Annotated in this window: 25 protein-coding genes and 1 pseudogene; 16 read left to right on the plus strand and 10 right to left on the minus strand. The window is 45.1% G+C overall.

The features are described 5' to 3' along the window. The first annotated feature begins 243 nt into the window (after positions 1-243). Positions 244-495: a hypothetical protein gene (locus BM003_RS15330; RefSeq protein ID WP_143128484.1), complete on the plus strand. Its 252-nt coding sequence runs from the start codon at positions 244-246 to the stop codon at positions 493-495. Between the two features lie 386 nt (positions 496-881). On the opposite strand, the gene BM003_RS15335 is transcribed toward BM003_RS15330, so the two are convergent. Further along, the gene (locus BM003_RS15335; RefSeq protein ID WP_093674528.1) at positions 882-1,805 is read right to left on the minus strand and encodes a phosphate/phosphite/phosphonate ABC transporter substrate-binding protein; all 924 of its coding nucleotides are present in this window, start codon (positions 1,803-1,805) and stop codon (positions 882-884) included. 227 nt (positions 1,806-2,032) lie between these two features. Here BM003_RS15335 and BM003_RS15340 point away from each other — a divergent pair, with 227 nt between their 5' ends. Next, the gene (locus BM003_RS15340; RefSeq protein ID WP_093674549.1) at positions 2,033-3,598 is read left to right on the plus strand and encodes a bifunctional metallophosphatase/5'-nucleotidase; all 1,566 of its coding nucleotides are present in this window, start codon (positions 2,033-2,035) and stop codon (positions 3,596-3,598) included. A gap of 51 nt (positions 3,599-3,649) precedes the next feature. Beyond that, positions 3,650-4,372, plus strand: coding sequence for a uracil-DNA glycosylase (locus BM003_RS15345; RefSeq protein WP_093674529.1), 723 nt, complete (start codon positions 3,650-3,652; stop codon positions 4,370-4,372). 18 nt (positions 4,373-4,390) lie between these two features. On the opposite strand, the gene BM003_RS15350 is transcribed toward BM003_RS15345, so the two are convergent. Both BM003_RS15350 and BM003_RS15355 read right to left on the minus strand, forming a co-directional pair. After that, positions 4,391-5,830 carry a PH domain-containing protein gene (locus tag BM003_RS15350; RefSeq protein ID WP_093674530.1) on the minus strand — a complete coding sequence of 480 codons (1,440 nt, stop codon included), beginning with the start codon at positions 5,828-5,830 and terminating at the stop codon, positions 4,391-4,393. After that, positions 5,820-6,302 (minus strand): PH domain-containing protein, encoded by a 483-nt coding sequence (locus tag BM003_RS15355; protein ID WP_093674531.1) that lies wholly within the window; start codon positions 6,300-6,302, stop codon positions 5,820-5,822. Before BM003_RS15355 ends, BM003_RS15350 begins: the two co-directional genes overlap by 11 nt. A 239-nt stretch (positions 6,303-6,541) precedes the next feature. On the opposite strand from BM003_RS15355, the gene BM003_RS17740 reads away from it, so the two are divergent. After that, positions 6,542-6,709 carry a hypothetical protein gene (locus BM003_RS17740; protein ID WP_177184831.1) on the plus strand — a complete coding sequence of 56 codons (168 nt, stop codon included), beginning with the start codon at positions 6,542-6,544 and terminating at the stop codon, positions 6,707-6,709. Between the two features lie 503 nt (positions 6,710-7,212). On the opposite strand, the gene BM003_RS15360 is transcribed toward BM003_RS17740, so the two are convergent. Both BM003_RS15360 and menB read right to left on the minus strand, forming a co-directional pair. Then, entirely contained in the window at positions 7,213-8,682 is a 1,470-nt protein-coding gene (locus BM003_RS15360; RefSeq protein ID WP_093674550.1) for an o-succinylbenzoate--CoA ligase, read from the minus strand. Positions 8,683-8,702: 20 nt separating this feature from the next. Continuing rightward, positions 8,703-9,524 carry a 1,4-dihydroxy-2-naphthoyl-CoA synthase gene (menB, locus tag BM003_RS15365; RefSeq protein WP_093674532.1) on the minus strand — a complete coding sequence of 274 codons (822 nt, stop codon included), beginning with the start codon at positions 9,522-9,524 and terminating at the stop codon, positions 8,703-8,705. A gap of 216 nt (positions 9,525-9,740) precedes the next feature. On the opposite strand from menB, the gene truA reads away from it, so the two are divergent. Next, on the plus strand, positions 9,741-10,478 hold the full coding sequence (gene truA, locus BM003_RS15370; RefSeq protein ID WP_093674533.1) for a tRNA pseudouridine(38-40) synthase TruA: 738 nt from the start codon (positions 9,741-9,743) through the stop codon (positions 10,476-10,478). On the opposite strand, the gene BM003_RS15375 is transcribed toward truA, so the two are convergent. Continuing rightward, positions 10,468-12,162 (minus strand): adenine deaminase C-terminal domain-containing protein, encoded by a 1,695-nt coding sequence (locus BM003_RS15375; RefSeq protein ID WP_093674551.1) that lies wholly within the window; start codon positions 12,160-12,162, stop codon positions 10,468-10,470. The two genes, truA and BM003_RS15375, sit on opposite strands and share 11 nt — an antisense overlap. Before the next feature lie 204 nt (positions 12,163-12,366). Between BM003_RS15375 and BM003_RS15380 the strand changes: the two genes are divergently transcribed. Both BM003_RS15380 and BM003_RS15385 read left to right on the plus strand, forming a co-directional pair. Beyond that, positions 12,367-12,792 (plus strand): AbrB/MazE/SpoVT family DNA-binding domain-containing protein, encoded by a 426-nt coding sequence (locus BM003_RS15380; RefSeq protein WP_093674534.1) that lies wholly within the window; start codon positions 12,367-12,369, stop codon positions 12,790-12,792. Between the two features lie 5 nt (positions 12,793-12,797). Continuing rightward, positions 12,798-13,106: a type II toxin-antitoxin system RelE/ParE family toxin gene (locus tag BM003_RS15385; RefSeq protein WP_093674535.1), complete on the plus strand. Its 309-nt coding sequence runs from the start codon at positions 12,798-12,800 to the stop codon at positions 13,104-13,106. A gap of 602 nt (positions 13,107-13,708) precedes the next feature. On the opposite strand, the gene BM003_RS15390 is transcribed toward BM003_RS15385, so the two are convergent. After that, positions 13,709-14,227 (minus strand): GNAT family N-acetyltransferase, encoded by a 519-nt coding sequence (locus tag BM003_RS15390; RefSeq protein WP_093674536.1) that lies wholly within the window; start codon positions 14,225-14,227, stop codon positions 13,709-13,711. Between the two features lie 261 nt (positions 14,228-14,488). On the opposite strand from BM003_RS15390, the gene BM003_RS15395 reads away from it, so the two are divergent. The 3 genes from BM003_RS15395 to BM003_RS15405 are packed head-to-tail and all read left to right on the plus strand — an operon-like array spanning position 14,489 to position 15,314. After that, positions 14,489-14,755, plus strand: a complete 267-nt coding sequence (locus tag BM003_RS15395; protein ID WP_093674537.1) for a hypothetical protein — start codon at positions 14,489-14,491, stop codon at positions 14,753-14,755. Between the two features lie 38 nt (positions 14,756-14,793). Continuing rightward, positions 14,794-15,030: a hypothetical protein gene (locus tag BM003_RS15400; RefSeq protein WP_093674538.1), complete on the plus strand. Its 237-nt coding sequence runs from the start codon at positions 14,794-14,796 to the stop codon at positions 15,028-15,030. Between the two features lie 44 nt (positions 15,031-15,074). Continuing rightward, complete coding sequence (locus tag BM003_RS15405) at positions 15,075-15,314, plus strand: hypothetical protein (protein WP_093674539.1); 240 nt, start codon at positions 15,075-15,077, stop codon at positions 15,312-15,314. A gap of 411 nt (positions 15,315-15,725) precedes the next feature. On the opposite strand, the gene BM003_RS15415 is transcribed toward BM003_RS15405, so the two are convergent. After that, complete coding sequence (locus BM003_RS15415) at positions 15,726-16,298, minus strand: DUF6944 family repetitive protein (RefSeq protein ID WP_093674541.1); 573 nt, start codon at positions 16,296-16,298, stop codon at positions 15,726-15,728. 129 nt (positions 16,299-16,427) lie between these two features. Continuing rightward, positions 16,428-17,672, minus strand: a complete 1,245-nt coding sequence (locus tag BM003_RS15420; RefSeq protein ID WP_093674542.1) for an MFS transporter — start codon at positions 17,670-17,672, stop codon at positions 16,428-16,430. Positions 17,673-18,024: 352 nt separating this feature from the next. On the opposite strand from BM003_RS15420, the gene BM003_RS15425 reads away from it, so the two are divergent. Both BM003_RS15425 and BM003_RS15430 read left to right on the plus strand, forming a co-directional pair. After that, positions 18,025-19,182: a branched-chain amino acid aminotransferase gene (locus BM003_RS15425; protein ID WP_093674543.1), complete on the plus strand. Its 1,158-nt coding sequence runs from the start codon at positions 18,025-18,027 to the stop codon at positions 19,180-19,182. Positions 19,183-19,270: 88 nt separating this feature from the next. Further along, complete coding sequence (locus BM003_RS15430; protein WP_093674552.1) at positions 19,271-20,428, plus strand: aminotransferase A; 1,158 nt, start codon at positions 19,271-19,273, stop codon at positions 20,426-20,428. A gap of 48 nt (positions 20,429-20,476) precedes the next feature. On the opposite strand, the gene BM003_RS15435 is transcribed toward BM003_RS15430, so the two are convergent. Continuing rightward, complete coding sequence (locus BM003_RS15435; protein ID WP_245734310.1) at positions 20,477-20,938, minus strand: Hsp20/alpha crystallin family protein; 462 nt, start codon at positions 20,936-20,938, stop codon at positions 20,477-20,479. Between the two features lie 90 nt (positions 20,939-21,028). Between BM003_RS15435 and BM003_RS15440 the strand changes: the two genes are divergently transcribed. The 4 genes and pseudogenes from BM003_RS15440 to BM003_RS15450 form a co-directional block, all read left to right on the plus strand. Further along, a complete protein-coding gene (locus tag BM003_RS15440) occupies positions 21,029-21,619 on the plus strand; it encodes a cysteine hydrolase family protein (RefSeq protein ID WP_093674545.1) in 591 nt (196 codons plus the stop codon). A gap of 156 nt (positions 21,620-21,775) precedes the next feature. Continuing rightward, positions 21,776-23,566, plus strand: a complete 1,791-nt coding sequence (gene recQ, locus BM003_RS15445) for a DNA helicase RecQ (protein ID WP_093674546.1) — start codon at positions 21,776-21,778, stop codon at positions 23,564-23,566. 88 nt (positions 23,567-23,654) lie between these two features. Continuing rightward, positions 23,655-23,792, plus strand: a pseudogene (locus tag BM003_RS17745) (histidine phosphatase family protein); the annotation flags it as partial. A 122-nt stretch (positions 23,793-23,914) separates the two neighbouring features. Further along, positions 23,915-24,227: helix-turn-helix domain-containing protein (locus BM003_RS15450; RefSeq protein ID WP_425441056.1), on the plus strand; the 313-nt coding region annotated here is incomplete at its 3' end.

Consider the following 24,227-nt stretch of genomic DNA (forward strand, 5'->3'; position numbering starts at 1 on the left):
ACTCACAGCAGCGCCAAGTTTCATTCCTCCGTAGAAACGATTAAAGAGCATAGATGTATACTTGTGCGGCAACTGTATAAACTTTCTAAATAGTTCATGACAAAAAAGTTGTTTGCTGGATAATGCCTTGTTTCTTTATAACTAAAGAAAATACAGTGTGGCGCAGTAGACGGAAGATGCGCAGTAAACCTATAAGAGAAGGAGTTGACCCGAATATTGAAGTTCAACCTAACGAGGGAAAAGTTGAACCGAACACGATCAAAGTCGAACCCAAGAGAGGAGAAGTTGAACCCAATCCCCGAAGTTGAACCGAACCATCGGAAAGTCGAACCGAACGCGACCAAAGTCCAACCCAAGAGCGAAAAAGTTGTAGCGAATTCCCAGACTCGTATCGAACCGAAGGAAAATCGTAACGAAGGACCTCAAAATCGTATCGAACTCACAGAAAGTCGTAGCGAATTCCCAGACTCGTATCGAACCGAAGGAAAATCGTAACGAAGGACCTCAAAATCGTATCGAACTCACAGAAAGTTGTAACGAATTCTCAAACTCGTAACGAACCGAAGGAAAATCGTAACGAAGGAGCTCAAAATCGTATCGAACTCACAGAAAGTAGTAGCGAATTCCCAAACTCGTATCGAACGACGCAGCAAAGTCGTAACGAATTTGCTGCGCACTCCGTCTTTACTTCGAAACAGTGGCTTTTTATGCAGCGAAACGATTTTTATCACGACAAAAGAAAGGTCATTAACGATGAACCGTCTTTGACCTTGCTGTTATAGTGCATTTCTCTTGGTTTAAGTTGCTATCTTGAATTGAATATAAAAATAACCCCGGTGAGCTGCATAAGCGGGTACCGAGGTTATTTTTGGTTTAGTAACTTATTCGCCGATTTCTTTGTTGTATTTACGAACAGTATCAAAGTTCGAATCCTTGGAAGGCGCATAACCGACATGGCTGTAAATGGCGTAGATGACTTTTTCGCCTGCAGGGTCTTTACCGATCGAAACGAAGGCATCGGAGATTTTTTTCTGCCATTTCTTCGACATATCCGGACGAACACTGATTGTATCGTTAGGAATTTTTTCCGTTTGGAAGAGATAGTGTGTTTCCTTGAATACATTCGGGTTTTCGGCCTTGACAATATTGCGCGCGTCAACGAATACCGGCGCTGCATCAACATCTTTATTCAAAACGGCCAATACCCCTTTATCATGACCTTGAAGAGTTACGCCGGTAACATCCTTCTGCGGATCGATTCCTGCTTTTTTCATTGCAACGGCAGGGAATACATAGCCTGCTGTAGAAGTAGCATCTTGCCAACCAATCTTTTTACCTTTCAAATCCTTGATTGTCTTGATGCCCGAATCATTTCTGACGAGCATACCCGAATAGTAGTAGTCTACTTTTTCAGATGTATTTGAACCGTCTTTAGGATTTACGCCGTAGCGTTGCGCTTGCAGCAAAACATCTGCGTACCCTTTTTCATGTGCGAGTACATAGCTGGTAGGAGGCAAGAATCCGATATCCATTTTCTTTGAAGCCATGGCTTCAATAACACCGTTATAGTCGGTTGTTACTTGAACTTTAACCGGAATACCAAGTTTCTTAGAGAGAAGATCGCCGAGGGGTTTCGCCTTTGCTTCTAGTGTGTCTGCATTTGATGAAGGAACAAATCCAATGACTAGTTTCTTAGGTACATATGACTTGGACTTTCCTGCAGAGCTGCTACTGTTTCCGCATCCTGCTAAAATGCCAACAATGAGACCAAGTGCGAGAAACAGAGCGAAACTTTTTTTAAACATAAAAATAATCGCCTCCGAGGGTTTGAATTGGACAGGCAATGTCCGTGTTTATCATAATTCTTTTTTTCACAAAAGAACACCGCATATGACAAAGTTTTCAAAAATATTACATCATTATGTAATTTCCAGCCCATTTTCTGACGACTTTGCATAGGGGGATATTTTTTAACGCCCAAAACCCGCATAGCATGTTAGTATGATAGAGGAATGAGGTGAATGGTGAGACAATGAAACTGGTTATTTTGGAGACAAGCGATGTACATGGAAGTATTTACCCAATTAATTATGCGGATAATAGCCCGAAAGATGTTGGCATGGGAAAAATTGCTACGCTCATTCGTAAGGAGCGTGCCGGCAATCCGTATACGCTGTTGATTGATAACGGCGATATGACACAGGGGACACCGCTTCTCTATTATTACGCGCGGTTTGACCACACGCGTCCCAACCCGATGGCTGTTGTTGCAAACAGCTTGGGTTATGATTGCGCTGTGTTTGGCAACCATGAATTTAATTTTGGGCGAGATGTGCTCGATCGGGTGGTCACTTCCTCCGACTTCCCATGGCTTGCCGCCAATATTGTCGATGAATCGACAGGTGAACCGTTCTTTGGCAAGCCGTATATCATCAAGGATTTTGACCAGGGATTGCGTGCTGCAGTCTTGGGATTGACGACAAAATATGTGCCAAATTGGGAAAAAGCTGAAAATATTAAAGGGATGCATTTTGAAGATCCTGTGGATACGGCAAACAAGTGGGTGCCGTTCTTAAGAAATGAAAAAAAAGCAGATGTTGTTATAGTGTCGTACCATGGAGGATTCGGGCGCGATCTGGAAACCGGTGATGCGATTGAAGAGCTTAAAGGTGAAAATCAGGCATATCGGATTTGTCAGGACGTCCCGGGTATCGATGTACTGCTTACCGGGCATCAGCACCGGTTGATTGCAGGCGAAACCATTAACGGAATCGCTGTGATCCAGCCGGGCTGCAACGGTACACATCTCGGCAAGGTGACGCTTGAACTGGAAAAATCCCAGGGGAATTGGCGGATTATAAACAGAAGGACTGAGCTTCTTCCGGTGAATGATGTTGAGACAGATGTTGCGTTGCTTCGAACTGTTGATGGGTATGAAAAAGATGCGCAAACTTGGCTTGACCAGCCGCTTGGCAAGATCGAAGGCGACATGCTTGTGCATGATCCGATGAAGGTGCGGACGCAGGATCATCCGCTGATCGAATTTATCAATCGTCTGCAAATGAAAGCCTCAGGCGCGGATATCAGTTCCACCGCTCTTTTCAATAACGAGTCTCCGGGAATGCCGGCTAATGTCACGATGCGAGATATCGTCGCAAACTATATTTATCCGAATACGTTGCGTGTGCTTCGAATCAGCGGACGGGATATGCTTGATGCTCTTGAACGCTCGGCGTCTTATTTCAGAACATATGCCGGCGATTCGATTGAGGTCAGCGATGCGTTTACGAATCCGAAGCCTCAGCATTATAATTATGATATGTGGGAAGGCATTGACTATATTATCGATATTTCGCGTTCGGCAGGACACCGTATCACGAAGTTGGACTATCATGGGGCTCCGGTAAAAATGGACGGACTGTACGATGTGGTGATGAACAATTACCGAGCGGTCGGCGGCGGTGATTATTTCATGTTCTGCAACAAGACGGTCATCAAAGATATTCCGATTGACGTGACAGAGCTGATCGCAAACGAAGTGCTCGAGAAGAACGTAATCAAAGCGACCGTTGACCATAATTGGAAGATCGTTTATTGAGAAAAAATAGTTGGCGATTGCCATTCATCTAAATGAGAGAGGTGCGCGAACGTGGAAAAGCACATTTTGAAAAATGATTGGAATCCTTTGCTGAAGCCGGAATTCGAAAAGGATTATTATCAGAAGCTGCGCGGCTTTCTAAAGGAAGAGTATTCAAGTAAGACCATTTATCCGGATATGTATGATCTTTTTAACGCGCTCAACTACACCCCCTATGAAAAAGTAAAAGTAGTAATTCTGGGTCAGGATCCTTATCATGAACCGGGACAGGCGCACGGCCTCAGTTTTTCCGTCATGCCAGGGGTTCGTCAGCCGCCGTCGCTGCAAAATATTTTCAAAGAATTAAAGGATGACCTTGGCTGTGAGATTCCAAAACACGGATGCTTGATTGAATGGGCGCGTCAAGGCGTATTGCTTCTGAACACGGTTCTTTCCGTTCGGCGCGGCGCCGCGAATTCACATAAAGGCATGGGTTGGGAACAATTTACCGATGCTGTGATCCGTGACCTTAATGATCGCGAGCAGCCGATCGTGTTCATTTTGTGGGGCCGGAATGCTCAGGCAAAAGAAGAGCTGATTACGAATAAGCAACACTTTATTATAAAATCGACGCATCCAAGCCCGTTCTCTGCTCGGCACGGCTTCTTTGGCAGCCATCCATTTTCGCGGACTAATCAGTACTTGGAATCGGTTGGCGAAGCGCCGATCAATTGGCAAGTTTCCATCGATGAGCCAGATCTTTCATTAGAAAAAGAGAAAAACAGCTCGCGCTAATCGAAGCGCAAGCTGTTTTTATTTCTTACGAAACCATTGAAGGAGCTTGTCCGCATCCTGTTCATCGAGCTGACGAATCGTAATGCTTTCCGCAGTAGATGCGCGAATGGTTGCCGCGCATGTGGATAGATTAAGCTTCTTTTGGATACGCGACTGTTTTTTTGCAAACGATTGAATATGGTTTCTTCTCGTAATAGTTGTTGTTTTTGTCAGCCATCGATTAATAACAATGAGCCGCTTGTCCATGAGTGCCCAGCCCTCTGAGCGATTTTTAAACCAGAAATAGGCGAGAATGAACGGCAAAGCAATAAGTGTGTACTTGCCCCAATCCAAGCGCCAAGTAAGCGTGCAGCATAGGGCAATCCAAAAAAGTGCCGGAAGGATCATGCGATAGAGCGTACCGCGCACGGGCAATGGATGGTGCTTGATCGGCCCGGCAAACCTGGGAATGGCCGTTTCAAGAAAATCAGGCAATTCCTTTTTCCTAAGGAGCGGAAAGACGAGTACCGATCCGCCATCACTTTTCTCCAAATCAATACTGCCGCTGCAATCGGCATAGACCGTACACCACCCAAACAATTGTTGCACCCATTGTTCTTTGATACGTATCGCTTGAACGCGATCGGTTTTATAGGTTTCGTCACTTGTCTCCCACACACCACGGTGGATGCGCCATTCTCCCTCATGTATGGATAGTTTGAAAAACCCCCATCGAAGCAGCGCGCTGACTAAAGAAACAAACCAGAGCATAAGAATAGCCATTCCAATGATGATGACCATTCCGACAAGCGAAGCGTGTTCCAGGTAGCTTAATGATCGCCCTTGAATGCTGTCGGGTATAAAGTCATCTGCTTGAGACCAAAGACCGAATACTGCCGCAAGCACGACACCGACTTTGGACGTAAGCAGCGAGGCGGCAAGCAGCCGTTTTCCGGAGAGCGCGTAGACTTTTTTTGGTGAATCATCGACGACCTTTGGAGCTTCGGTAGGGTCTTCTACAGCAAAGATGATCGACTTCTGCGTTTTTCCGCGGCTGACTTCCGCCTTGATTCGTTCCGCTTCCTCCAGCTTGAGCGCGGAGAGGACCATGTCGCCTTTGGACGCTTGATCTGCGGTGTCGAATTTTAATTGAACTACGCCGAGCAGACGAAGTAGCAGATTTGTTTTGATCTGCACCGATTGAATTCTCTGAATGCGAATGTAGCGGTCGCTGCGCACGAGAACCCCTGAACGAATATGAAATTGATCATCAATGAACTCATACTTGAATCGCAGCCATTTAAAAAAGTTGAAGACAATAATAACAAGCAGAATGATAAGAGCATAGCCGGCAATTTGGCCGAGATGACGCATCCCCCATGCAAAGCCAAAGCCAAGCGGAACGATGATGCTCCACAGTGTTGAGACGGCATCACTGATTATGGCGAAGAAATGGAGATGCTTGCCGTTAGATTTCATTGGCAGGATTCTCCTTGATCAGCTCGGCTATCTGGTCGCGAAGAGCGAGCGCGTCGGACTCTTCCAAAGCCGGAATTTCATGCTCACCTGCCGCCGTTGTAACAGAAACGGCAGTTAGGCGGTGCTTGCGCAGCAGCGGTCCTTGGCTGGTCTCTACATTTTGCACGCGCGTAAACGGAATAACGGTTTGGGTAATAATAAAAATCCCGTTTTGTATTAACAGATCCTCTTGTCTGATTTCATAGAAAAAGGTTCGGTAATTAATGCTTGGAAAAATAAATACATAAAGGATCAGTTGGAGAATGTTGAGCGCGGCAAGTGCGCCGGCAATATAGAACAGGAAATGCGGCCAGTCAAAAAATAGAATACTTGTGATGAATCCGCCAATGCCCAGCCAGAAAATGATGTTTGTCATGATCGCTCTTTGGCGCCAGATCGTAAGAATTCGAGGATTGAGTTGTCTTTTTTCCAATAAGTCTCACCTTTCATTGATACTGAGGCAGTATTTGAGTCTTTTTGGAAGACTCGTGCAACAGTCAATTTTGTCAATCTAGTAAAAGTATAACACGCCTAGATAAATGTTTTTTAAAGGAAATAAGCGGAATTAATGGCGTATTTATGTTATTTAAAAGAGAACTGCTGGGAATAAACCTGTTGTCCATGAAAATCCGATTAATGCGGGTATAGCAGATAATGAAGGGAGGGATCATTATGGATGCATGTCGCCATTATAATGGTTATCAAAGCAGTGCGGAGATCTGTGTGCATCGTTCAAGCGAGTGGGCAGTAAAAAAAGTACGCTGCCCGGTATGTCATGCCGAGATAGAAGTCATTGTCCGTGAGAACACAACGGTTAGAGAGCCCCCGTCGTCAAAATAAAAAAGGTACACCCTTCTTCTGGGTTACGCAGGAGGTACCTATATAGGCGGTGCGCTGGTTATTATCCATAAGTCGATATTTTATAATTTCCTAGACAATAAAAAAAAACCGGGTAAGCCCGGTCCTTACTTCTACAGGACGCGCTGGTTTTCGCATTGCATACAAGACTTAATTTTAAACGAGTAAAATAAGCGGATATTTTCCGGTTATATGCATTCTGGGGCTTGTTTTTCCGGTAAATAAGGGTAATTTTTCCGGTTATGCAAAGCAAAGCCCTCCATTTTCGCGTTTTTCGATTTGATAAGCGGAATTTCTCCGTCTATTTAAGCTATTTTTTCGCTCATTTTCTAATTAAGGGTAATTTTTCCGTCTATTTATCAGTTGAGCGCTTACCTGATCGTCCAACCGATAAGTTCAGATTGGGAATCATCCTCTTATCGTCGTACCCAGGGGGCAAAATAACTTTTCTTAACTTGAAAAAAAACCGGGCTTATCCCCGGTTTTCATTTGACGCGATTCATTTTCTCATAGTCCTTGTAAAGCTTGCGCCTGAGCAGCTTATGCGATGCGTTCTCAGGCAACGACGGCAGAGTGAAAATACGTTTCGGCACTTTGTATGATGCTAAATGTTCCTTGCAGCTGTTGATTAATTCCGTTTCAGAAAAGTTTGCGCCTTCTTTAAGGCTGACGAAAGCAATGGGAACGCGTCCCCATTGCGTATCCGGAATGCCAATGACTCCTGCGCGAGAAATCCCCGCGCAACCATTTAAAACGGATTCGATTTCAGCAGGATAAACATTTTCCCCACCGGAAATGATCAGATCTTTGCGGCGATCCAGTACGAACAGAAATCCGTCCTCATCGAGATAACCGATATCACCTGAATGAAACCATTCACCGTTAAAAGCCTCGCGCGTCGCTTCAGGATTATTTAAATAATGACTGAAGACGGTTGGTCCTTTAATCAAAATTTCTCCAGGCTCATGGGGTGTTGCCCCTGAGATGCGAACTTGGAGCGGAAAAAGCGGCTGTCCGGCCGAACCTGCTTTTTCAAGCATATAGTCAGGCGGCAAGGTGACCGCTTGCGAGGCAGTTTCGCTCATGCCGTACGTTTGATAGATGGGCATCTCTTGATCGAGACAACGCTGAAGCAGTGACTTGGGCACAGGCCCGCCGCCGAGCAAGATGCAGCGCAATGTTTTTGGATAAGTATTTTGATTGCCGAGTGCGTCCATCATTCGCTGCAGCATCGAAGCGACGACAGAGATATGTGTGATACCGCCGTCCATAATTAACTGATTGACGCCCTGCGGATAAAATTTTTTCTGCAGATACACTGGCATGCCGTAAATCACACTTTTCATTAAAATGGACAGACCGCTGACGTGGAAAAGCGGCACGCAGCACAGCCACTTGTCATCGGGTGAAAGGCCGAGATTAATTAACGATGCATTCGCATTCCACCAGTGATTCCCATAGGTGAGCACGACGCCTTTCGGATGTCCGGTTGTACCTGATGTGAAGATAATCGTACATGGATTGCCTAATTGGATTTCTTTATCGAAGTCATCCGGCGAAGGTTCGCAGTCTGTCCACTTTTCTGTATGAATGAGCGCGCAGTTGATTCGTCCGATGGCTTGCGATGCTTTTTGTTCAAACTTTTGATCCGTAATCAGCAGTCGGCAGTCGCTGTCCTGAATTTGTCCGGCAAGCTCGTCCACCGATAATCGGGTATTCAGAGGCACCATAACTGCACCGAGCATCATGAGTGCGTGGACCGTGACGGCACAGGCGAGTGTGTTGCCTTGAAGCGACGCGACGTGATCAGAAGGATGAATCCCAGCTGACCGAAGCGCTGATGCAGCTTGACGGACGCGCGCGAGCAATTGATTGAATGTGAGCTGCTCATCCTTCGTTTCGAACGCGATCCGATTTGGAGTCAGCCGCGCGCGTTGGCTAAGCCACTGCGGCATAGCCGGATTTGTTTCCGAGATCATGGGAACTTAGGAAATCTGCTGAAATCAGGATCGCGTTTCTCCTTAAAGGCGTCGCGTCCTTCTTTCGCTTCGTCAGTCGTGTAATAAAGCAGCGTCGCGTCTCCGCCGAATTGTTGGAGACCCGCGAGTCCGTCCGTATCCGCATTAAACGACGCTTTGAGGAATCGGAGTGCTGTGGCACTCTTCGACAGCATTTCGCTCGCCCATTTAACGGTTTCTTCTTCAAGCTGGTCGAGAGGCACAACCGTGTTGACAAGTCCCATGTCCAAAGCCTGCTGCGCGTTATACTGGCGGCACAAGTACCAAATTTCACGTGCTTTTTTGTGACCGACAATGCGCGCTAAGTAGCCTGCACCGTAGCCTGCGTCAAAGCTGCCGACTTTTGGTCCTGTTTGGCCAAAGATTGCGTTATCCGCAGCGATCGTTAAGTCGCACACGACCTGGAGCACATTTCCGCCGCCAATCGCGTAGCCGGCAACCATCGCGATGACCGGCTTTGGAATGATTCGAATCAAGTGCTGCAGATCAAGAACATTCAGGCGCGGAATATTGTCTTTTCCAACATAACCGCCGTTGCCGCGCACCTTCTGATCGCCGCCGGAGCAGAACGCTTTTGTACCGGCACCGGTAAGGATAATGACGCCGATCGATGCATCATCACGTGCCCAAGCAAATGCATCGATCATTTCAACAACTGTATTCGGTGTAAACGCATTGCGGACATGCGGTCGGTTAATTGTAATTTTTGCAATTCCTTCATAGGTTTCGAAGAGAATATCTTCATAGTCTTTCACTTTTTGCCACTCAATTGAGGACATAAGTTCACCTGGCTTTCTCAGAAATAGGTTAATTTGTCACCGTTTTGACAAAAGTAACATCCATATTGTAGCACAACTCATAGGCTTTTCCGATTAAAGAGCTTACTTAGAAATGGACGCTAATGGGGGAAAATTGACAGGAGGTTGATATTGGGGGACAATGCGGAAGACCGAGCATGAGAGCCGGTTACCATTGAAATCGCAGAGGGAGCAAACATGAACAATTATAAATTAACAATTCAGTATGACGGCGGCCGCTATAAAGGATGGCAACGGCTAGGCGATGATAAGAATACGATTCAAGGAAAAATCGAACAGTCACTTACGATGCTCGCCGGCGAACCAGTTGAGATCGTCGGTTGCAGCAGAACAGATGCCGGTGTTCACGCGCTAGGCCAGGTTGCTAATTTTAAAACGAAGAAATTGTTGACTGAGGAAGATATTTATACGCACTTGAATCATCAGCTGCCTCAGGATATCAGCGTGATTGACGTGTCACGTGTACCCGAACGTTTTCACGCTCGCTATAATGCGAAGGAAAAGACCTATTTATATAAAATTTGGAACGGATCGATCAGCAATCCCTTTATGAGAAAATACAGCATGCATGTTGCTGAAAATCTGGATGTGGCACTGATGAAGCAGGCAAGTGAAGCATTCATTGGTACACATGATTTTACTGCTTACGCGAACGCAAAATCAAAGAAAAAGTCGATGACACGGACAATTTCTGCGATAACGATTGATGCGTATGATGGATTCATCGACATTCGATTAACAGGCGACGGATTTCTCTACAACATGGCGCGGAAAATGGTCGGTACATTGATCGAGGTCGGACTCGGCACGATTGACGCAGCCGCGATCCCGCAAATTCTTGCGTCAAATGAACGCATACAAACAGGCCGCATGGCCGAAGCCTGCGGACTGTATTTGGAAAAAATTAACTATTAATTGTTGGAGCGATAATCTCGTTTGATTTGATCTCGATGATTCCTTTTGACGTAAGACGAATAAAAGGAAGATGCAGTTCGGTCAGGAAAAACAGGCAGAAGAACGGATCGTCAAAGGCGAATCCGTTCTTTTTCATGTGTTCGATGAATTGCTCGGCCTCGGAACTCAGTGCGTTAATCGACTTTTTACTCATGACACCAAGTAGATCGAGATTAATCGAGAATGCGCCGCTTTCATCAAATTGCGCGGTGATACCCTGGAACCCATTACGGATCGTTTGGTAAGCATGCGCCATTGCCTTTCTGTCTCGTCCAATAATCAAAATATCCCCGGAGGCGCAATAAGTGCTTGCAAGTGCGCAGAGGGAATGCGAAAAGTTCTTGATTCGCGTGCTTAGATGCGCGCCTGTTGTCCGGCAAAGATACGTTAAATAACACTCGTTTTCCGCTAAAGCGCTGTTCGGGTCAAAGTTGTACGGGCGGGTGATGACGCTGTTCTGGAGTTCAAGACCAGTGGACGTCGTCTCATGAATGGGACATTCATCCGGCAAATGTGCGAGATTCGCTTGATTGAAATAAGGTTCGAATGCAAAGCTTGCTGGTTTCGCCACTTTTTCCCCATCACGCACAAGCCATTTTCCTTCAAAGAGCACGCTTGTCGGTTCCGGATCATCCAATCGTTCGATGATATTGATGTCCGCAATTCTTCCTGGGGAGATGCTTCCGATGGTGTCATCCATGCGGTAGTAAACAGCGGGATTCAAGGTGGCCATGCGATACGCGTCCGGAGCCGAAATTCCGCTTTTCATCGCGAGCTTGATCATCGACGCGTGTGTTGCTCGATTTAAAAATGGCAGTGACGCACCGTCATTGGTGAACATTAATTTGGATAAATCAAATCCCGGTTGTTCCGCTAATCCACACATGATCTCCGGAAGATCAGGACGGATTGACGAATAACGAATCGCCGTGTAGTAGCCGAGATTCAGCCGATTGATAACATCACGCGCAGTCATCGATTCGTGGTCGGCCGAAACGCCGGCGGACGCGAACAGGTTTAATGTAGTGACCGACGAGCCGGGCAGGTGGCTTTCCATCCGTTTTCCAGAGTACCTGACTGCGAAAAGTTTCTCATACAAATCAGGAGAACCCAATTTGAACGGCAGCCAGTGGCTGAGCTCGCCTCCCTGCATTACATATGGGTGATCCAGCCACTTTTCCAGCGCGCGGGTTGCGGGGCGATGTTCTTCGAAATAAGCCCACCAAAGCCATGTGTGGCGTCCTGTTTGATCCAGTTCTTCAACAAAGGCACGCATTTGTTCCTCGTTTAAATGCCCAGATGCGAAACTATTGTCATTGACCGAGATCATTGTTCCTTTCTCTGTCAGATAAGTGCCTAAAGTGAGCGGGTTATAGAGCAGGAACGGGTGAGCATGGGGTTCGATATAGGCGGGCACCATCACCTGGTTCTCTTTTAAATGGTAAATCTCTGTTTTTTCTGAGATCAGCGGTTCATCCGGACCGACATAGGCAATCCGGTCGCCACTGATCCATACATTTTCTTTTTGGACGATTCCTGAATAGACATGAAGCACAGAGGCATCCGGAAAATACAAGGATGCCGCCTCTTTTTTACGCGCAGTCTCAATCAGGCGGCGGTGTGCCTCTTCGGTTAATGGGTTCATCATGCTCACATCTCATTTCGACAAGTTGTCTCTATTATACAGAGATGGACGAGACTTTTCATGAACGATGTTTTGCAGATCTAGCCATTCAGATTGACGAGTAGGATGTTAAGGCTTAAACTTTATATAGAAAGTAAAAATGTAAAAATGTAAAAATGTAAAAATGTAAAAAACATGTATCTTTGGGAAGGGGAGTGGCATACTATGGAAGCAACGGCAACACCAAAGGAGCATACGTCAAAAATGGTGGATTCAGTAGAACCAAGACGAGTTAGAATATCGAGCAAGCACCAACTGACGATTCCGGCTGATCTTTTTGCAAAGGCGGGACTTTCCAATGAAGCATTGCTGGAATTTGATCCTATAGGTAAACGAATTATTATTAAGCCCAGTAAGCCGTACGAAGGATATGATTTCAGCGAAGAACTATTAAGTGATCTTGTCCATCAAGGACTTACAGGGCAAAAGCTGATTACAGAATTTTCACGGTTAAAAAGCCAGATTCCAAGTGCGCTGAAACAAATGCTCGAAGATAAAACAAATGAAGCCAAAAAGGTACCGATCATGACTCCAGACATGTCTTTGGACGAATACTTAGATAAACTTCCTGAAGAAGAGGAAGATAACTAAAATCGATGCTAAATGTCAGAATTGAGCCAAAGGCTGGACGAACACTAAAAAAAATTAGAAAACAGGACAAACACTTTTATAAGCAAATCAGAGATGCTGTAGACGCAATTCGTCATGATCCATCGATTGGTGAGTCGAAAAAAGGTGATCTAGTCGGATATCAATCATTGGATTTGTATAACAAAGGGATAAACTACGAGCTCGCATATCGACTTGAAGAAGACGGAAATGGGAAACTTGTTGTGATTATTATGTTTGGCTCGCGTGAAAATTTTTATGAAGAACTGAAACGATATCTCAAGGTAAGAAAGTAGAATGAGCAAATTGAATCTTCAAGGGATTCAATTTCCGCTGGCAACAATGATACATGCCAATGTATAGCAATAGGTTCTTTCCTGAATAATAAAGTTGTTTTCTAAGGACGTTTTTGTTGCGCAATAAGGACAGACTGCGCAGCAAATTCGTTACGAGTTAGGGAATTCGCTACAACTTTCTGTGAGTTCGTTACGATTTTGAGGTCTTTCGTTACGATTTTCCTTCGGTTCGATACGAGTCTAGGAATTCGTTACTACTTTTTCTCTCTTAGGTTGAATTTTCCAAGAATTGGGTTTAACTTTCACTCGTTAGGTTGGACTTTTGGTCTTGGGTTCGACTTCTCCGCTCTTGGGTTCGACTTTGGTCGCGTTCGGTTCGACTTTGATCGTGTTCGGTTCAACTTTTCCCTCGTTAGGTTGAACTTCAATAGACGGTCAACTCCTTCTCTTATAGGTTTACTGCGCATCTCACGTCAACTACGCAGTAGTCATTTTCCTTAATTATAGAGCAGAAAAAACTTCTTTGTCATGAATTGTGTAGGTGAATTACGGAATGTCTGCATGGGTAAAAAATTAGCTGTATTTTTTATGTGCCGGTTGGATTAATTTTTACTACAATAATCATCCTTGGTCAGCTCGACAATGTCATTAGAAATTCTTTTGAAACCCACTTTGTGAAATGCTTTTTCTGCCGGTACTCTTGTGTTAGGAAAATCATCGTATACCTTTTCTGCATCTAACTGATTAAATGCCAGATCAAGCAGTAAACGTAACGCTTCTTCACTATATCCATAACCTCTATATTTGGCCTCGATAACTAAACTGACACAGTATGCCTGTTGTTCTTCATCGTAGCGCAGGGATGCATCACCTATAGGCATCTGATCATCTTTTCGAACGATATACGCATAATAACGCTTTGTTGCTTGGCCGCACCATCGTGAATGCCAGCCTGCCCAATAGTCTTTTTTAAAATCGATGCATCCGGTTTTCTGATCATAATTGTCAAGCTGTAGGTCGTAGCCTTTGTTGTATGACATCGTGTCCGGCTGTGCGAGTATTTTTTGCCGATAATCGAGTTCATAAAGTGTAGGACTGTGTAAATACAATTGCTCACTCATCGAATCACCTTACATTGATTAGTTTACTTATTATTGCCTATAATGCTATTATTTAGAAAGATATTCTGTAAGACCCATCACAAAAACAGCAATAAACCGAACCCCAGCTTAAATCTTTTCTGCGATAACCATGTTTTTTTGATCCGATCTGTTCATCTGCTATTGCCCACACCTAAGATTCAACATGCAGCTTTTTTTACCATTACATCCACCAATTTTCTTCATATCTAACTTTTTCTGAAAGCAAGGAGGATCTAATTCATGAAAAGTGTTTTACTCAAATTGGCAATTTTAGCATCTTTATTGATTTTCGTTGTCGGTTGTTCAAGTGGAGACACGAGTCGGCATGATAATAGTAAAAGTGAAGAAACAATCCGAACTGTTTTGAAAAGTATATTCACCGGTCCAGATGAAGAACAAAAGAAATTGTATAAGATACAGGTGACAAAAGATCCTCAAGCATTGACTCCCTATTTAAAAGAAAGTATAAGTCCCTCATCGCGAAAAGGTATCTTCAGGATTTCATAAATTCGAATCAAGGAACCACTTGGCTGCAAACTGCATTCATGGCTGGTTATCAATTGAAAGCAGCAATGCCGATCAACGTGCGGAAAGCTAAATTCGGAGAGTACACATTCAAATTCGATGTGGACTACACCAAAAATGGCAAAACAAATGCGGCAACCATTATTGGGGATATAAACACCACTAGTAATGGCAAGGTTGTAGCAATAAATATCATCGATGATGACGGGTTATTTAAATTATTGACCTCAAAAACACCAATTCGCCATGGAAAGTGATTTTGAAAAGATTGGATAATTTAGATTGAGAGGAAGACATCTGCATGTTTGTTATCTTTTTTTTAACTTTCTTTCTGATGGTTTTCATCATTTACACGCCTGATTTTAAGGGGAATTCTCTAAAAAAATATGTTAACTTGGCGTTGGTCCTGCTTGCGATTGCACTGGTCTGTTTTAACAGTGTAACGGGTACGAGAATTCCGGATATTGTTATGATTATCCTTATTGCCCTTGCTTTTCTACCGACACTGTTACATTTAAAATCAAGTGAACGGAAATTGTAAAAGGCTAATAGAAAAATGGTAGAGAGGGATATTCATGCATGAAGTACTGAACTATATTTTAATTTTGATATTCATTATCTTGGCAATTATTCAGATCGTAGCGTTAATACATATATTTATTGGGAACTTTAAATCGAGTTTAACGTTAATCATCACTCAGGTTGAATTAGCTAACGTTGAACCGTCGCGTTTAGTAAAGGTCAAAACCTATGCAATCGTGGAAGTGTTTGCAAATATAACGTTGTACGCGTTATTTATTGTTGGAAATGCAGATAGTCGATTTTTTACAGTAATTCTGTTTTATGCTGTTCCGTGTGTGTTTGAAAAATTGTTCAGCATGTTGCAGACAAAAAGAGTAAGCTGATCAACGTTTAATTTTTTCGCATGTTAAATTTTTCCAACCTAGATGGTTCACCTAAATGTCTCATCCCCATCAATCTCTACTCGATCAAATGCAGCCAAAAAAGACAGCGATGCGCCTAGGGCTTGCACCCAGCTTCCTGTTGTGTTAATTTGGTCTGATTTTGTTTCAGCAACCGTTTGATTCAATTGAAAAATGGTAGAAACAGCCTGGAGCGAGTTGCCGGCAATTTGCAGAAGATTGCCGATGATGGAAAGGGCAACAGCACGGTTCCGCTCTTCTGATTCCAGATCCGAATATAGCGAAAGGGAGCCGCCAAGCGCTTGAAGCGAGTTGCCGATCGTGATTGTGCGGAGATTTTCTTCGTCAGAACATTGGGCGATTAATCCATAGATAACCAGTGAGTTGCCAAAGGCTTGGGTGCCACCGCCGATCGCGTCCAGTCCGTCGTTTATAGTTGCGTCTAGTGCGCTTCCGGCTGCCTGAAGCGTATTGCCGGTAATACCGAGTCCATTTTTTAGATGCTCGGGGACTGCTACACTTGGGGTTGCGCTGATTGCCGCGCTGATTGTGCCCAGCGCGTTGATTAATGTGTATTCTGCCTCCAGCATTTGCTCGTTCATTGATCGCTCCCCCCTGACCTCTATACGCCTAGTTTATTCATTGTTCAAAGAGATGCAATGATTGACGAAATTTCATCACACCAAAAAGCCCATGCGGATTCGTTCCGAATGGGCTTATATTAATAATTATTATTTAAAACGAAAACGGGGGCGTCGCGCCGCGAAATCGGAATACGCGCGTCGTAAGTGCTTGGTGATTTTTAAAGGACGTCCGCTGCGTAGTCGATTAATGACAAGCAAAAAGATCAGGTAGGTCATAGCGATGCCAACGATATACCACAGGGTTACGGTCATGCCGGAGCGGTCGATAGCGAATCCCGTAAATGCCGGAAAGATTGCGGCACCCAGTCCGGACAATCCGGAGATGACCGGTGTGACCAAATGCGCGCTATTCGGAATGGAATAGTTCGCATAGACAAGCGTGATGGAATAGATGCCGGACATCATCAGTCCCAGCGTGCCGACAAAGACATAACCCATCAATGCGTTTTTTAGAAAAATAAACAAAAGCAGTGAAACAATCGAGCCGCATATACTCATCAGCAAGTAGGTACTGTAGGTAAGCCTGCGGATGATTATTGCAGTTGCCGCGCGCCCAATAACCATTGCACCCCAGAATATGCCGACACTGATTGAAGCGTAATACGCGGCTTGGTTCAGATACTGCATAAAAATCGACGACATGAAATTGTTTAAACTGCCTTCAAATCCGCCGTACAGGAATACGATGAAACCGAACAGTCCAAGCACAATCCATTTCAAGTGCGCGCTCAGCGGTCGCTGAGCGTCGCTTGAACCGGAAGCATCTAGCGGTTCGCTGGTATCCACCATTTGTTTCGAGTAGGAAATTCGTGTCCAAACAACGGCAAGTACGACTGCGAGTACAGCGGTGACTACAAACAGGTAACGCCAGATGCCGTGTGCGATAAAGAAGCTTGCAAGCAGCGGCATGGTGAAGGCGCCGAGCCCAAATGATACTTCCAAATAACTCATCGCAACCGCTTGTCTGCCGATAAATACCTCAATGAACATCGTAGCGACAACAATGCCGATCGAGGCTGATCCAACACTGTTAATGAAATAGAGAGCCATAAACAGCGGAAACGGCGGGAGCATTAGAATGCTGAACTGGGCAAAGGCGATCACAAGGGCGGCAATGGTTAAGAGCGGTTTCGGATGGAAATGGCGATTTAGGTATGAAGTGAGCAGAACGCCTGCAAGAAATCCCATCGCGCCAACGAAAATCAGCCTTCCGCCAATCGTGTAAGAAACATGGTAATAGTTCAACAGTTCAGGCATCACAGATCCGATTGAAATAGCAGTCAGTCCGGTCAGAAAATAAAGAGCACAAGAGGCAAAGGTAAATTGGCGCATGGTATGGCGCTCCTTTCAGAAATAAAGAATAATAAAGAAGGTTGTCACGTGTTCACGTGCGTTCCTAAGTCAACCAGAACATTGTAGCAGGATCAGCCCAACAAGAGAAGGGTTTTGAATTACTTTTTTTACACTTTAATTGCACCCCTTTTTACATAAATAAACAGCATTCAAGAAAATCCAACAAAGCATCGAATAGTAATGAAGACAAACATAAACAATAATAAAAAACAATGAACAAATTTGGTATGGAACTCGCTGCTTTTGCACGATTTGTCTGGGGATTGTAGCGCGTTACGAAACGGATTGCTATAATCAAACTAGGAAAACAAATTTTAGGAGGATTCGAAACATGGGGCAGTCGATCGCGTTTCAAAAAGCAGATCAATTGAAAACGAAGCCTAATGCCGGCGAGCTGGGGTTTGGCAAGTATTTTACCGATTACATGTTCGAGATGGACTATTCTTTGGAAGAAGGATGGCATGATCCGAAAATTGTTCCATATGGCCCGATTTCGCTTGATCCTGCCGCAACAATTTTTCATTATGGTCAGGAAGTGTTTGAAGGCTTAAAAGCATATCGAACGGAAGACAAGCGCGTCTTGCTGTTCCGTCCGGACAAGAACATGGAACGGATGAATCAGTCATGCGCGCGGCTTAACATCCCGAAGATTGATGAGAAATTCGTGATTAAAGCGATCAAGAAACTGGTCGCAATTGAAGAGAAATGGATTCCTTCCGAACCCGGGCAATCGCTCTACATCCGGCCGTTCATCATTGGCACAGATCCTGCACTCGGCGTGCATCCCTCTGCAACGTACAAACTGTTAATCATTCTGTCCCCTGTCGGATCCTACTTTGGTAATTCCATGAGTCCGGTAAAGATCTATGTTGAAGACGAATATGTCCGCGCGGTAAAAGGCGGCGTCGGCTATGCGAAAACGTCGGGAAATTATGCAGCAAGTTTGAAGGCACAGACCAAGTCGGAAGAATTGGGCTTTGATCAGGTGCTGTGGCTGGACGGTGTGGAACATAAATATATTGAAGAAGTCGGCAGTATGAACATTTTCTTCAAAATTGATGATGAGGTCTGGACACCGGCACTGAACGGAAGCATTCTTCCTGGCGTAACCCGTGATTCTGTAATCGGATTGCTGAAACATTGGGGTGTAACCGTCAAGGAAAAGAAAATTTCCGTGAATAAATTGTTTAAGAAGGCGGAAAAGCAGAAGCTTAAAGAAGTTTTCGGCACGGGTACAGCAGCCGTTATTTCACCCGTTGGTTTCTTAAAATGGGAAGATCATGTGATTAAGGTCGCCAATGGAAAAACAGGCAAGCTGTCGCAAAAACTGTATGACACACTGACGGGCATCCAAACCGGGAAAATAGAAGATAAATTAGGATGGACCCAAGAGATTAAATTTGAAAATAAAGAAGTCAAAAAAACAAAAGTAAAAGCAGAGTCAGAAGAGAAAACAAAAATAGAAGAAAAAGCAGTGGTTACTGATTAACAGTCAGGAAAACCGAAGCCTTCGCGTGAATCAAGACGCGCGGGCTTTTTCTGTATTTTACGGGGAGTGTGTGAATGTTATGTCATCTATGGAACAATTAGTGAACGGACGAGTCCGCGCGATTCAGATCAGCGGCATCCGGAAATTTTTTAATAAAGTTAAAGATTATCCGGGGGCAGTATCGCTGACGATCGGTCAGCCGGATTTTGCCACACCGGAGCATGTAAAAGATGCCGGAAAAGCTGCGATCAACCAAAATAAAACAACGTATACGGCGAATGCGGGCTTACTTGAATTGCGACAAGCAATCGCTGATTATGTTGCAGAAAAATATGATCTGCATTATGGACCAGAATCGGAAATTATTACGACCGTTGGCGCAAGCGAAGCCATTGACCTTGCTTTTCGTACGCTGATCGAGGATGGTGACGAGGTTATTCTTCCGGGCCCGGCCTATCCGGGTTACGCCGCACCAATCACACTTGCCGGCGGTGTTCCTGTTTACATTGACACGCGAGAGACGGACTTTAAAATGACTGCGCAGCAAATTGCCGAACATCTGACGGAAAAAACGAAAGCGATTGTGATTCCGTACCCATCGAATCCAACCGGATGTGTGCTTAGCGAAGCAGAGGTCGCAGCAATTGCCAAAGTGTTAAAAAATAAATCCATATTTGTCATCTCAGATGAAATCTACAGTGAACTCACCTATGGACAGCAGCATGTTTCAATTGCGACATTCCCAGGCATGAAGGAAAAAACACTGGTCATCAATGGGCTGTCCAAATCACATGCGATGACTGGTTGGCGTATGGGTTACATTTTGGCGGACAAGCCGATTGCCGATCAACTGATTAAAGTGCATCAATACGGCATCTCGTGCATCACAAGTATTACCCAGTATGCGGCTATTGAAGCGTTAACTGTGGGGAAGGATGACGCAGAACCGATGCGGCAAGCGTATAAAGAACGCTTGGATTATGTGATCAGCCGTCTTGAGGCTATGGGAATTGATGTGGTACGCCCGTCAGGCGCATTTTACGTGTTCCCGTCCATTAAAAAATTCGGTTTGTCATCCGAGGAATTCGCTTTGCGGCTGCTTGACAAGGAACGTCTCGCGGCGGTTCCGGGCAGCGCTTTTTCTTCCTATGGTGAAGGCTACCTGCGCTTGTCCTATGCATACTCAATGGATCTTTTGAAAGACGGTTTGGATCGTCTAGAGCGATTCGTCGCATCTTTCAAATAAAATAGCAAAAAAAGAGAACCGGGAATATCATTTTCTCCGATTCTCTTTTTAATTAATGGAAAGATTGTGGCCGATTTTTGGAGATTTTGGCCCGTGGATTTTAAGAATCCCGTTGATGTAAGAAGCCTGAGTGCGGGACCGATCAATCGTGTACGGTAAAGTCACAACGCGTTCGGCATGATCAAAGCGGCGTTCATGGCTGTACGCACCGGTTTCTTGATGCTGCGACTCCATCTCCAGGTCATTTTCCACAGCGATCTTCACCTTATCGCCAAGGAGTTCGATGTGAATATTTTTACGATCAGCTCCAGGCAGCTCAGCTTCAACCACCCATTCATTCTTGGTGTCATAGAGCCTGACCGGAAATCCGGCGAATGAGTGATTGCTGAAGAAATCATCAATCGATTTGAGCACATCACCAAAAGGATTGCTCTGGAAAAACGCGTCAAGATCGTTCATTAAATTTCTCCTTACCGGCTGCTCAGGTTTTTGATGGTCTTTGTTGTCCATCATCCATTCCTCCTCTTGAATGTTTCGCTAACATCAGCATATGAATCAGGAAGGATTTTGTTTCATTAATTTCGATGAGGACAAGCTCGAATGCCGTCTACCCTGTTTGGCAATAATGAATGGGCAGAGGAGGGCGATGTTGTGAAAAGTGACAAGGTATTGCTCATCATTGATATGATCAATCCGCTTCAGTTCAGTCGAGCGGATCTTTTACTGAATGAAATGAGACAAATGGTTGGGCCACTTGCCGATTTGATTGCTCGCGCGCGGCAATCAACCATCCCCATCATCTTTGTCAATGACAATTCGGGCAGATGGGAATCGGATCGCGATTACCTGATCAGCGAAGCGATGAAGGGGCCGGGAGCGTCAGTTGTTCGTCAAATTCTTCCTGCTTCCTCCGATTATTTCATTATTAAACCGAAGCATTCCGGATTCTTCGCGACACCGCTTCACGCACTTTTACACGATCTGGGAGCCGAAACGCTCATTCTTACCGGCGTTGCCGGGAATATTTGTGTGCTCTTTACAGCGAACGATGCGTACATGCGGGATTACAAGCTTATTGTTCCTAAGGACTGCTGCGCGTCGAACGTTGAAGAGGACAATGATTATGCGCTGCGCATGATGCACAATGTGCTCCGTGCGGATACACGAGCTCAGGCGGATATTGAGCTGTGAGCGAAGCGGAAGGGGCACATCATACATAAATGGGTCATTTCATTATAGTGCAGTTAATCATAGGTCAGACCTTCAATGCGCAAACATGTCTTTTTGTCGCTTCTTTTTATGATAAACTTAAACTAGTTTTTATTGGACGAAAAGGTGGTTTCATTGATGGTCGACGCAGCTCATCAAGCGCTTAAAAAATATTTTGGCTATGATCAATTTCGAAAAGGGCAGGATCAAATCATCTCTCGGTTGATGGATGGTCAGGATACGGTCGGCATCATGCCGACCGGTGGCGGAAAATCGCTCTGTTATCAGATTCCGGCACTGCTTTTTTCAGGAGTGACACTCGTGATCTCGCCGCTCATTTCCTTGATGAAGGATCAGGTCGACGCGCTTGAAAACGCGGGCATTCACGCAACTTACATAAACAGTTCATTGAGTTTTTCGGAAGGGAAAGAACGGCTCGCTGCTTCGTCAAGGGGCGAGTATACGCTGGTCTACATTGCGCCGGAACGATTAGAAGTTCCGGATTTTGTTCGTGCTCTGGAACGCATGCGTGTATCACTCATCGCCATTGATGAGGCGCACTGCATCTCGCAGTGGGGGCATGATTTCCGGCCGAGTTATCGATCCATACCAGCGATGATCACTCGATTTGAACAGAAGCCTACGGTTGTTGCTCTGACGGCAACAGCCACACCGAACGTAACAGCAGATATTCGCCAGTTGCTGGGAATTGCGGCTGACGGAGTGGTGGCAACGGGTTTTGCACGTGAAAATTTGAACTTTCAGGTGATTCGTGGGCAGAACGCGGATACCTTTTTGCTTGATTATTTGAAGACGAACCGCGATCAGCCGGGGATTGTTTATGCGGCGACGCGTAAGGAGGTAGATCGGCTTTACGCCAGGCTCGCGCAGAATGGGCTCGCTGTTGGGCGCTACCACGCTGGTCTTTCTGAACAGGAGCGCGCCTCCAGTCAGGAACGGTTCCTTTACGATGACTTGACGGTTCTTGTCGCGACCAACGCCTTTGGAATGGGGATCAATAAATCGAATGTCCGCTTTGTGATTCACTACAATATGCCGCGCAACATAGAAGCCTATTACCAGGAGGCGGGGCGCGCGGGACGTGACGGCGAAAAAAGTGACTGTATTCTTTTGTTTGCGCCGCAGGATATTCGGCTGCAGAAGTTTTTTATTGATCAGTCTGAAATGGATGACGCACTGAAGAAGGCAGAGTACCATAAATTGGATCAAATGATCGGTTACTGCCATACGGAAACCTGTCTTCAAGGCTATATCCTGCGCTATTTTGGTGAGCGGAATCCCGAGCCGTGCGGACATTGCGGCAATTGTCTGGACACACGCGACAAATCGGATGTGACCGTCGACGCGCAAAAAGTGCTGTCCTGTGTAAAAAGGCTCCGTGAGCGGTACGGTAAAACAATGGTTGCCAAGGTACTTGCCGGTGCGGCGGATCAGAAGGTCTTGTCATTCCGGCTCAATCAGCTTCCAACCTATGGCATTATGAAGGAACAGACGCAGAAGCAAATCAGTGAATTTATCGATTTTCTGACTGCTGAGCAATATTTGATGCAGCAGGGCGGTGCTTTCCCGGTCCTTGCCCTGAGCGAACGGTCGCTGCCGGTGCTTAAGGGCGAGGCAAAGGTCCTCAAAAAAGGACGCGTGCGCGCGGAACGTTTAGCCGTGGACGATGCGCTCTTCGAATCATTGAAACAGGTGCGCAAAGAACTGGCGCAAAAAGAATTTGTTCCGCCATATATCATTTTCTCCGATCAGTCATTGCGCGAGATGAGTGCGCGACTCCCGGCGAACGATCACGATTTCCTAATGATTAAAGGTGTCGGTCAGCAGAAGTTGGAAAAATACGGACAAGCGTTTATGGAAGCAATTGCCGCGTATCAAGCCGAACAGGAAGAATCGGTTAAATCTTAATTGAAAAACAGGAGGGATTATTGACCTCCGAAGCGATTGTCGAACGTATGATTTCTAAACTAGGTCAACCACAAAATGCGAGGCTAAGATGAAAACAGTTGTTTATATGGTTCGGCATGGTGAATCACCGAAAAATGATCGAAATGAACGAACAAGGGGACTAACCGCTCAAGGAATGCTTGATGCACATCAAATAATGCTTTTGTTAAAGAATGAGGCGATTGATTTCCTGCGTCCGCACACTCGTGACTTCAGTCATGAGTAAGGACGCTCTTTTTTTACAAAAAGCGAACATACACGCTATAATAAAGATACTATTTTTGCAGACGAGGAGGAACGGCTGTGATCATCCAAAAAGCGTTTAAATTTCGGCTTTTCCCTACGGAAGAACAAGCCGTTCTGATCAATAAATCCATCGGATGCAGCCGGTTTGTCTATAATCATTTTTTAGATTCTTGGGAAAAGACGTATCAACAAACCGGTAAGGGCTTAACCTATAACACCTGCAGTAAAGCCTTGACACAACTAAAACACGCGTTACCATGGCTCAAAGAACCAGATAAGTTTGCCTTGCAGAACAGTTTAAAGAACCTTTCCACTGCTTATGGCCGATTCTTTAAAAAACAAGCCAAGCATCCTCGCTTTAAGAGTAAAAAGAATC

The sequence above is a fragment of the Sporolactobacillus nakayamae genome, from assembly GCF_900113325.1.
In the GTDB taxonomy this organism is placed as follows: Bacteria; Bacillota; Bacilli; order Bacillales; family Sporolactobacillaceae; genus Sporolactobacillus; species Sporolactobacillus nakayamae.

Coding starts and splice junctions, on each gene's coding strand:
- BM003_RS15335 (WP_093674528.1), bottom strand. CDS start 1,805: ATGTTTAAAAAAAGTTTCGCTCTGTTTCTCGCACTTGGTCTCATTGTT.
- BM003_RS15340 (WP_093674549.1), top strand. CDS start 2,033: ATGAAACTGGTTATTTTGGAGACAAGCGATGTACATGGAAGTATTTAC.
- BM003_RS15350 (WP_093674530.1), bottom strand. CDS start 5,830: ATGAAATCTAACGGCAAGCATCTCCATTTCTTCGCCATAATCAGTGAT.
- BM003_RS17740 (WP_177184831.1), top strand. CDS start 6,542: ATGGATGCATGTCGCCATTATAATGGTTATCAAAGCAGTGCGGAGATC.
- BM003_RS15360 (WP_093674550.1), bottom strand. CDS start 8,682: ATGCCGCAGTGGCTTAGCCAACGCGCGCGGCTGACTCCAAATCGGATC.
- menB (WP_093674532.1), bottom strand. CDS start 9,524: ATGTCCTCAATTGAGTGGCAAAAAGTGAAAGACTATGAAGATATTCTC.
- truA (WP_093674533.1), top strand. CDS start 9,741: ATGAACAATTATAAATTAACAATTCAGTATGACGGCGGCCGCTATAAA.
- BM003_RS15375 (WP_093674551.1), bottom strand. CDS start 12,162: ATGAACCCATTAACCGAAGAGGCACACCGCCGCCTGATTGAGACTGCG.
- BM003_RS15380 (WP_093674534.1), top strand. CDS start 12,367: ATGGAAGCAACGGCAACACCAAAGGAGCATACGTCAAAAATGGTGGAT.
- BM003_RS15385 (WP_093674535.1), top strand. CDS start 12,798: ATGCTAAATGTCAGAATTGAGCCAAAGGCTGGACGAACACTAAAAAAA.
- BM003_RS15390 (WP_093674536.1), bottom strand. CDS start 14,227: ATGAGTGAGCAATTGTATTTACACAGTCCTACACTTTATGAACTCGAT.
- BM003_RS15395 (WP_093674537.1), top strand. CDS start 14,489: ATGAAAAGTGTTTTACTCAAATTGGCAATTTTAGCATCTTTATTGATT.
- BM003_RS15400 (WP_093674538.1), top strand. CDS start 14,794: ATGGCTGGTTATCAATTGAAAGCAGCAATGCCGATCAACGTGCGGAAA.
- BM003_RS15405 (WP_093674539.1), top strand. CDS start 15,075: ATGTTTGTTATCTTTTTTTTAACTTTCTTTCTGATGGTTTTCATCATT.
- BM003_RS15415 (WP_093674541.1), bottom strand. CDS start 16,298: ATGAACGAGCAAATGCTGGAGGCAGAATACACATTAATCAACGCGCTG.
- BM003_RS15420 (WP_093674542.1), bottom strand. CDS start 17,672: ATGCGCCAATTTACCTTTGCCTCTTGTGCTCTTTATTTTCTGACCGGA.
- BM003_RS15425 (WP_093674543.1), top strand. CDS start 18,025: ATGGGGCAGTCGATCGCGTTTCAAAAAGCAGATCAATTGAAAACGAAG.
- BM003_RS15430 (WP_093674552.1), top strand. CDS start 19,271: ATGGAACAATTAGTGAACGGACGAGTCCGCGCGATTCAGATCAGCGGC.
- BM003_RS15435 (WP_245734310.1), bottom strand. CDS start 20,938: ATGGACAACAAAGACCATCAAAAACCTGAGCAGCCGGTAAGGAGAAAT.
- BM003_RS15440 (WP_093674545.1), top strand. CDS start 21,029: ATGCCGTCTACCCTGTTTGGCAATAATGAATGGGCAGAGGAGGGCGAT.
- recQ (WP_093674546.1), top strand. CDS start 21,776: ATGGTCGACGCAGCTCATCAAGCGCTTAAAAAATATTTTGGCTATGAT.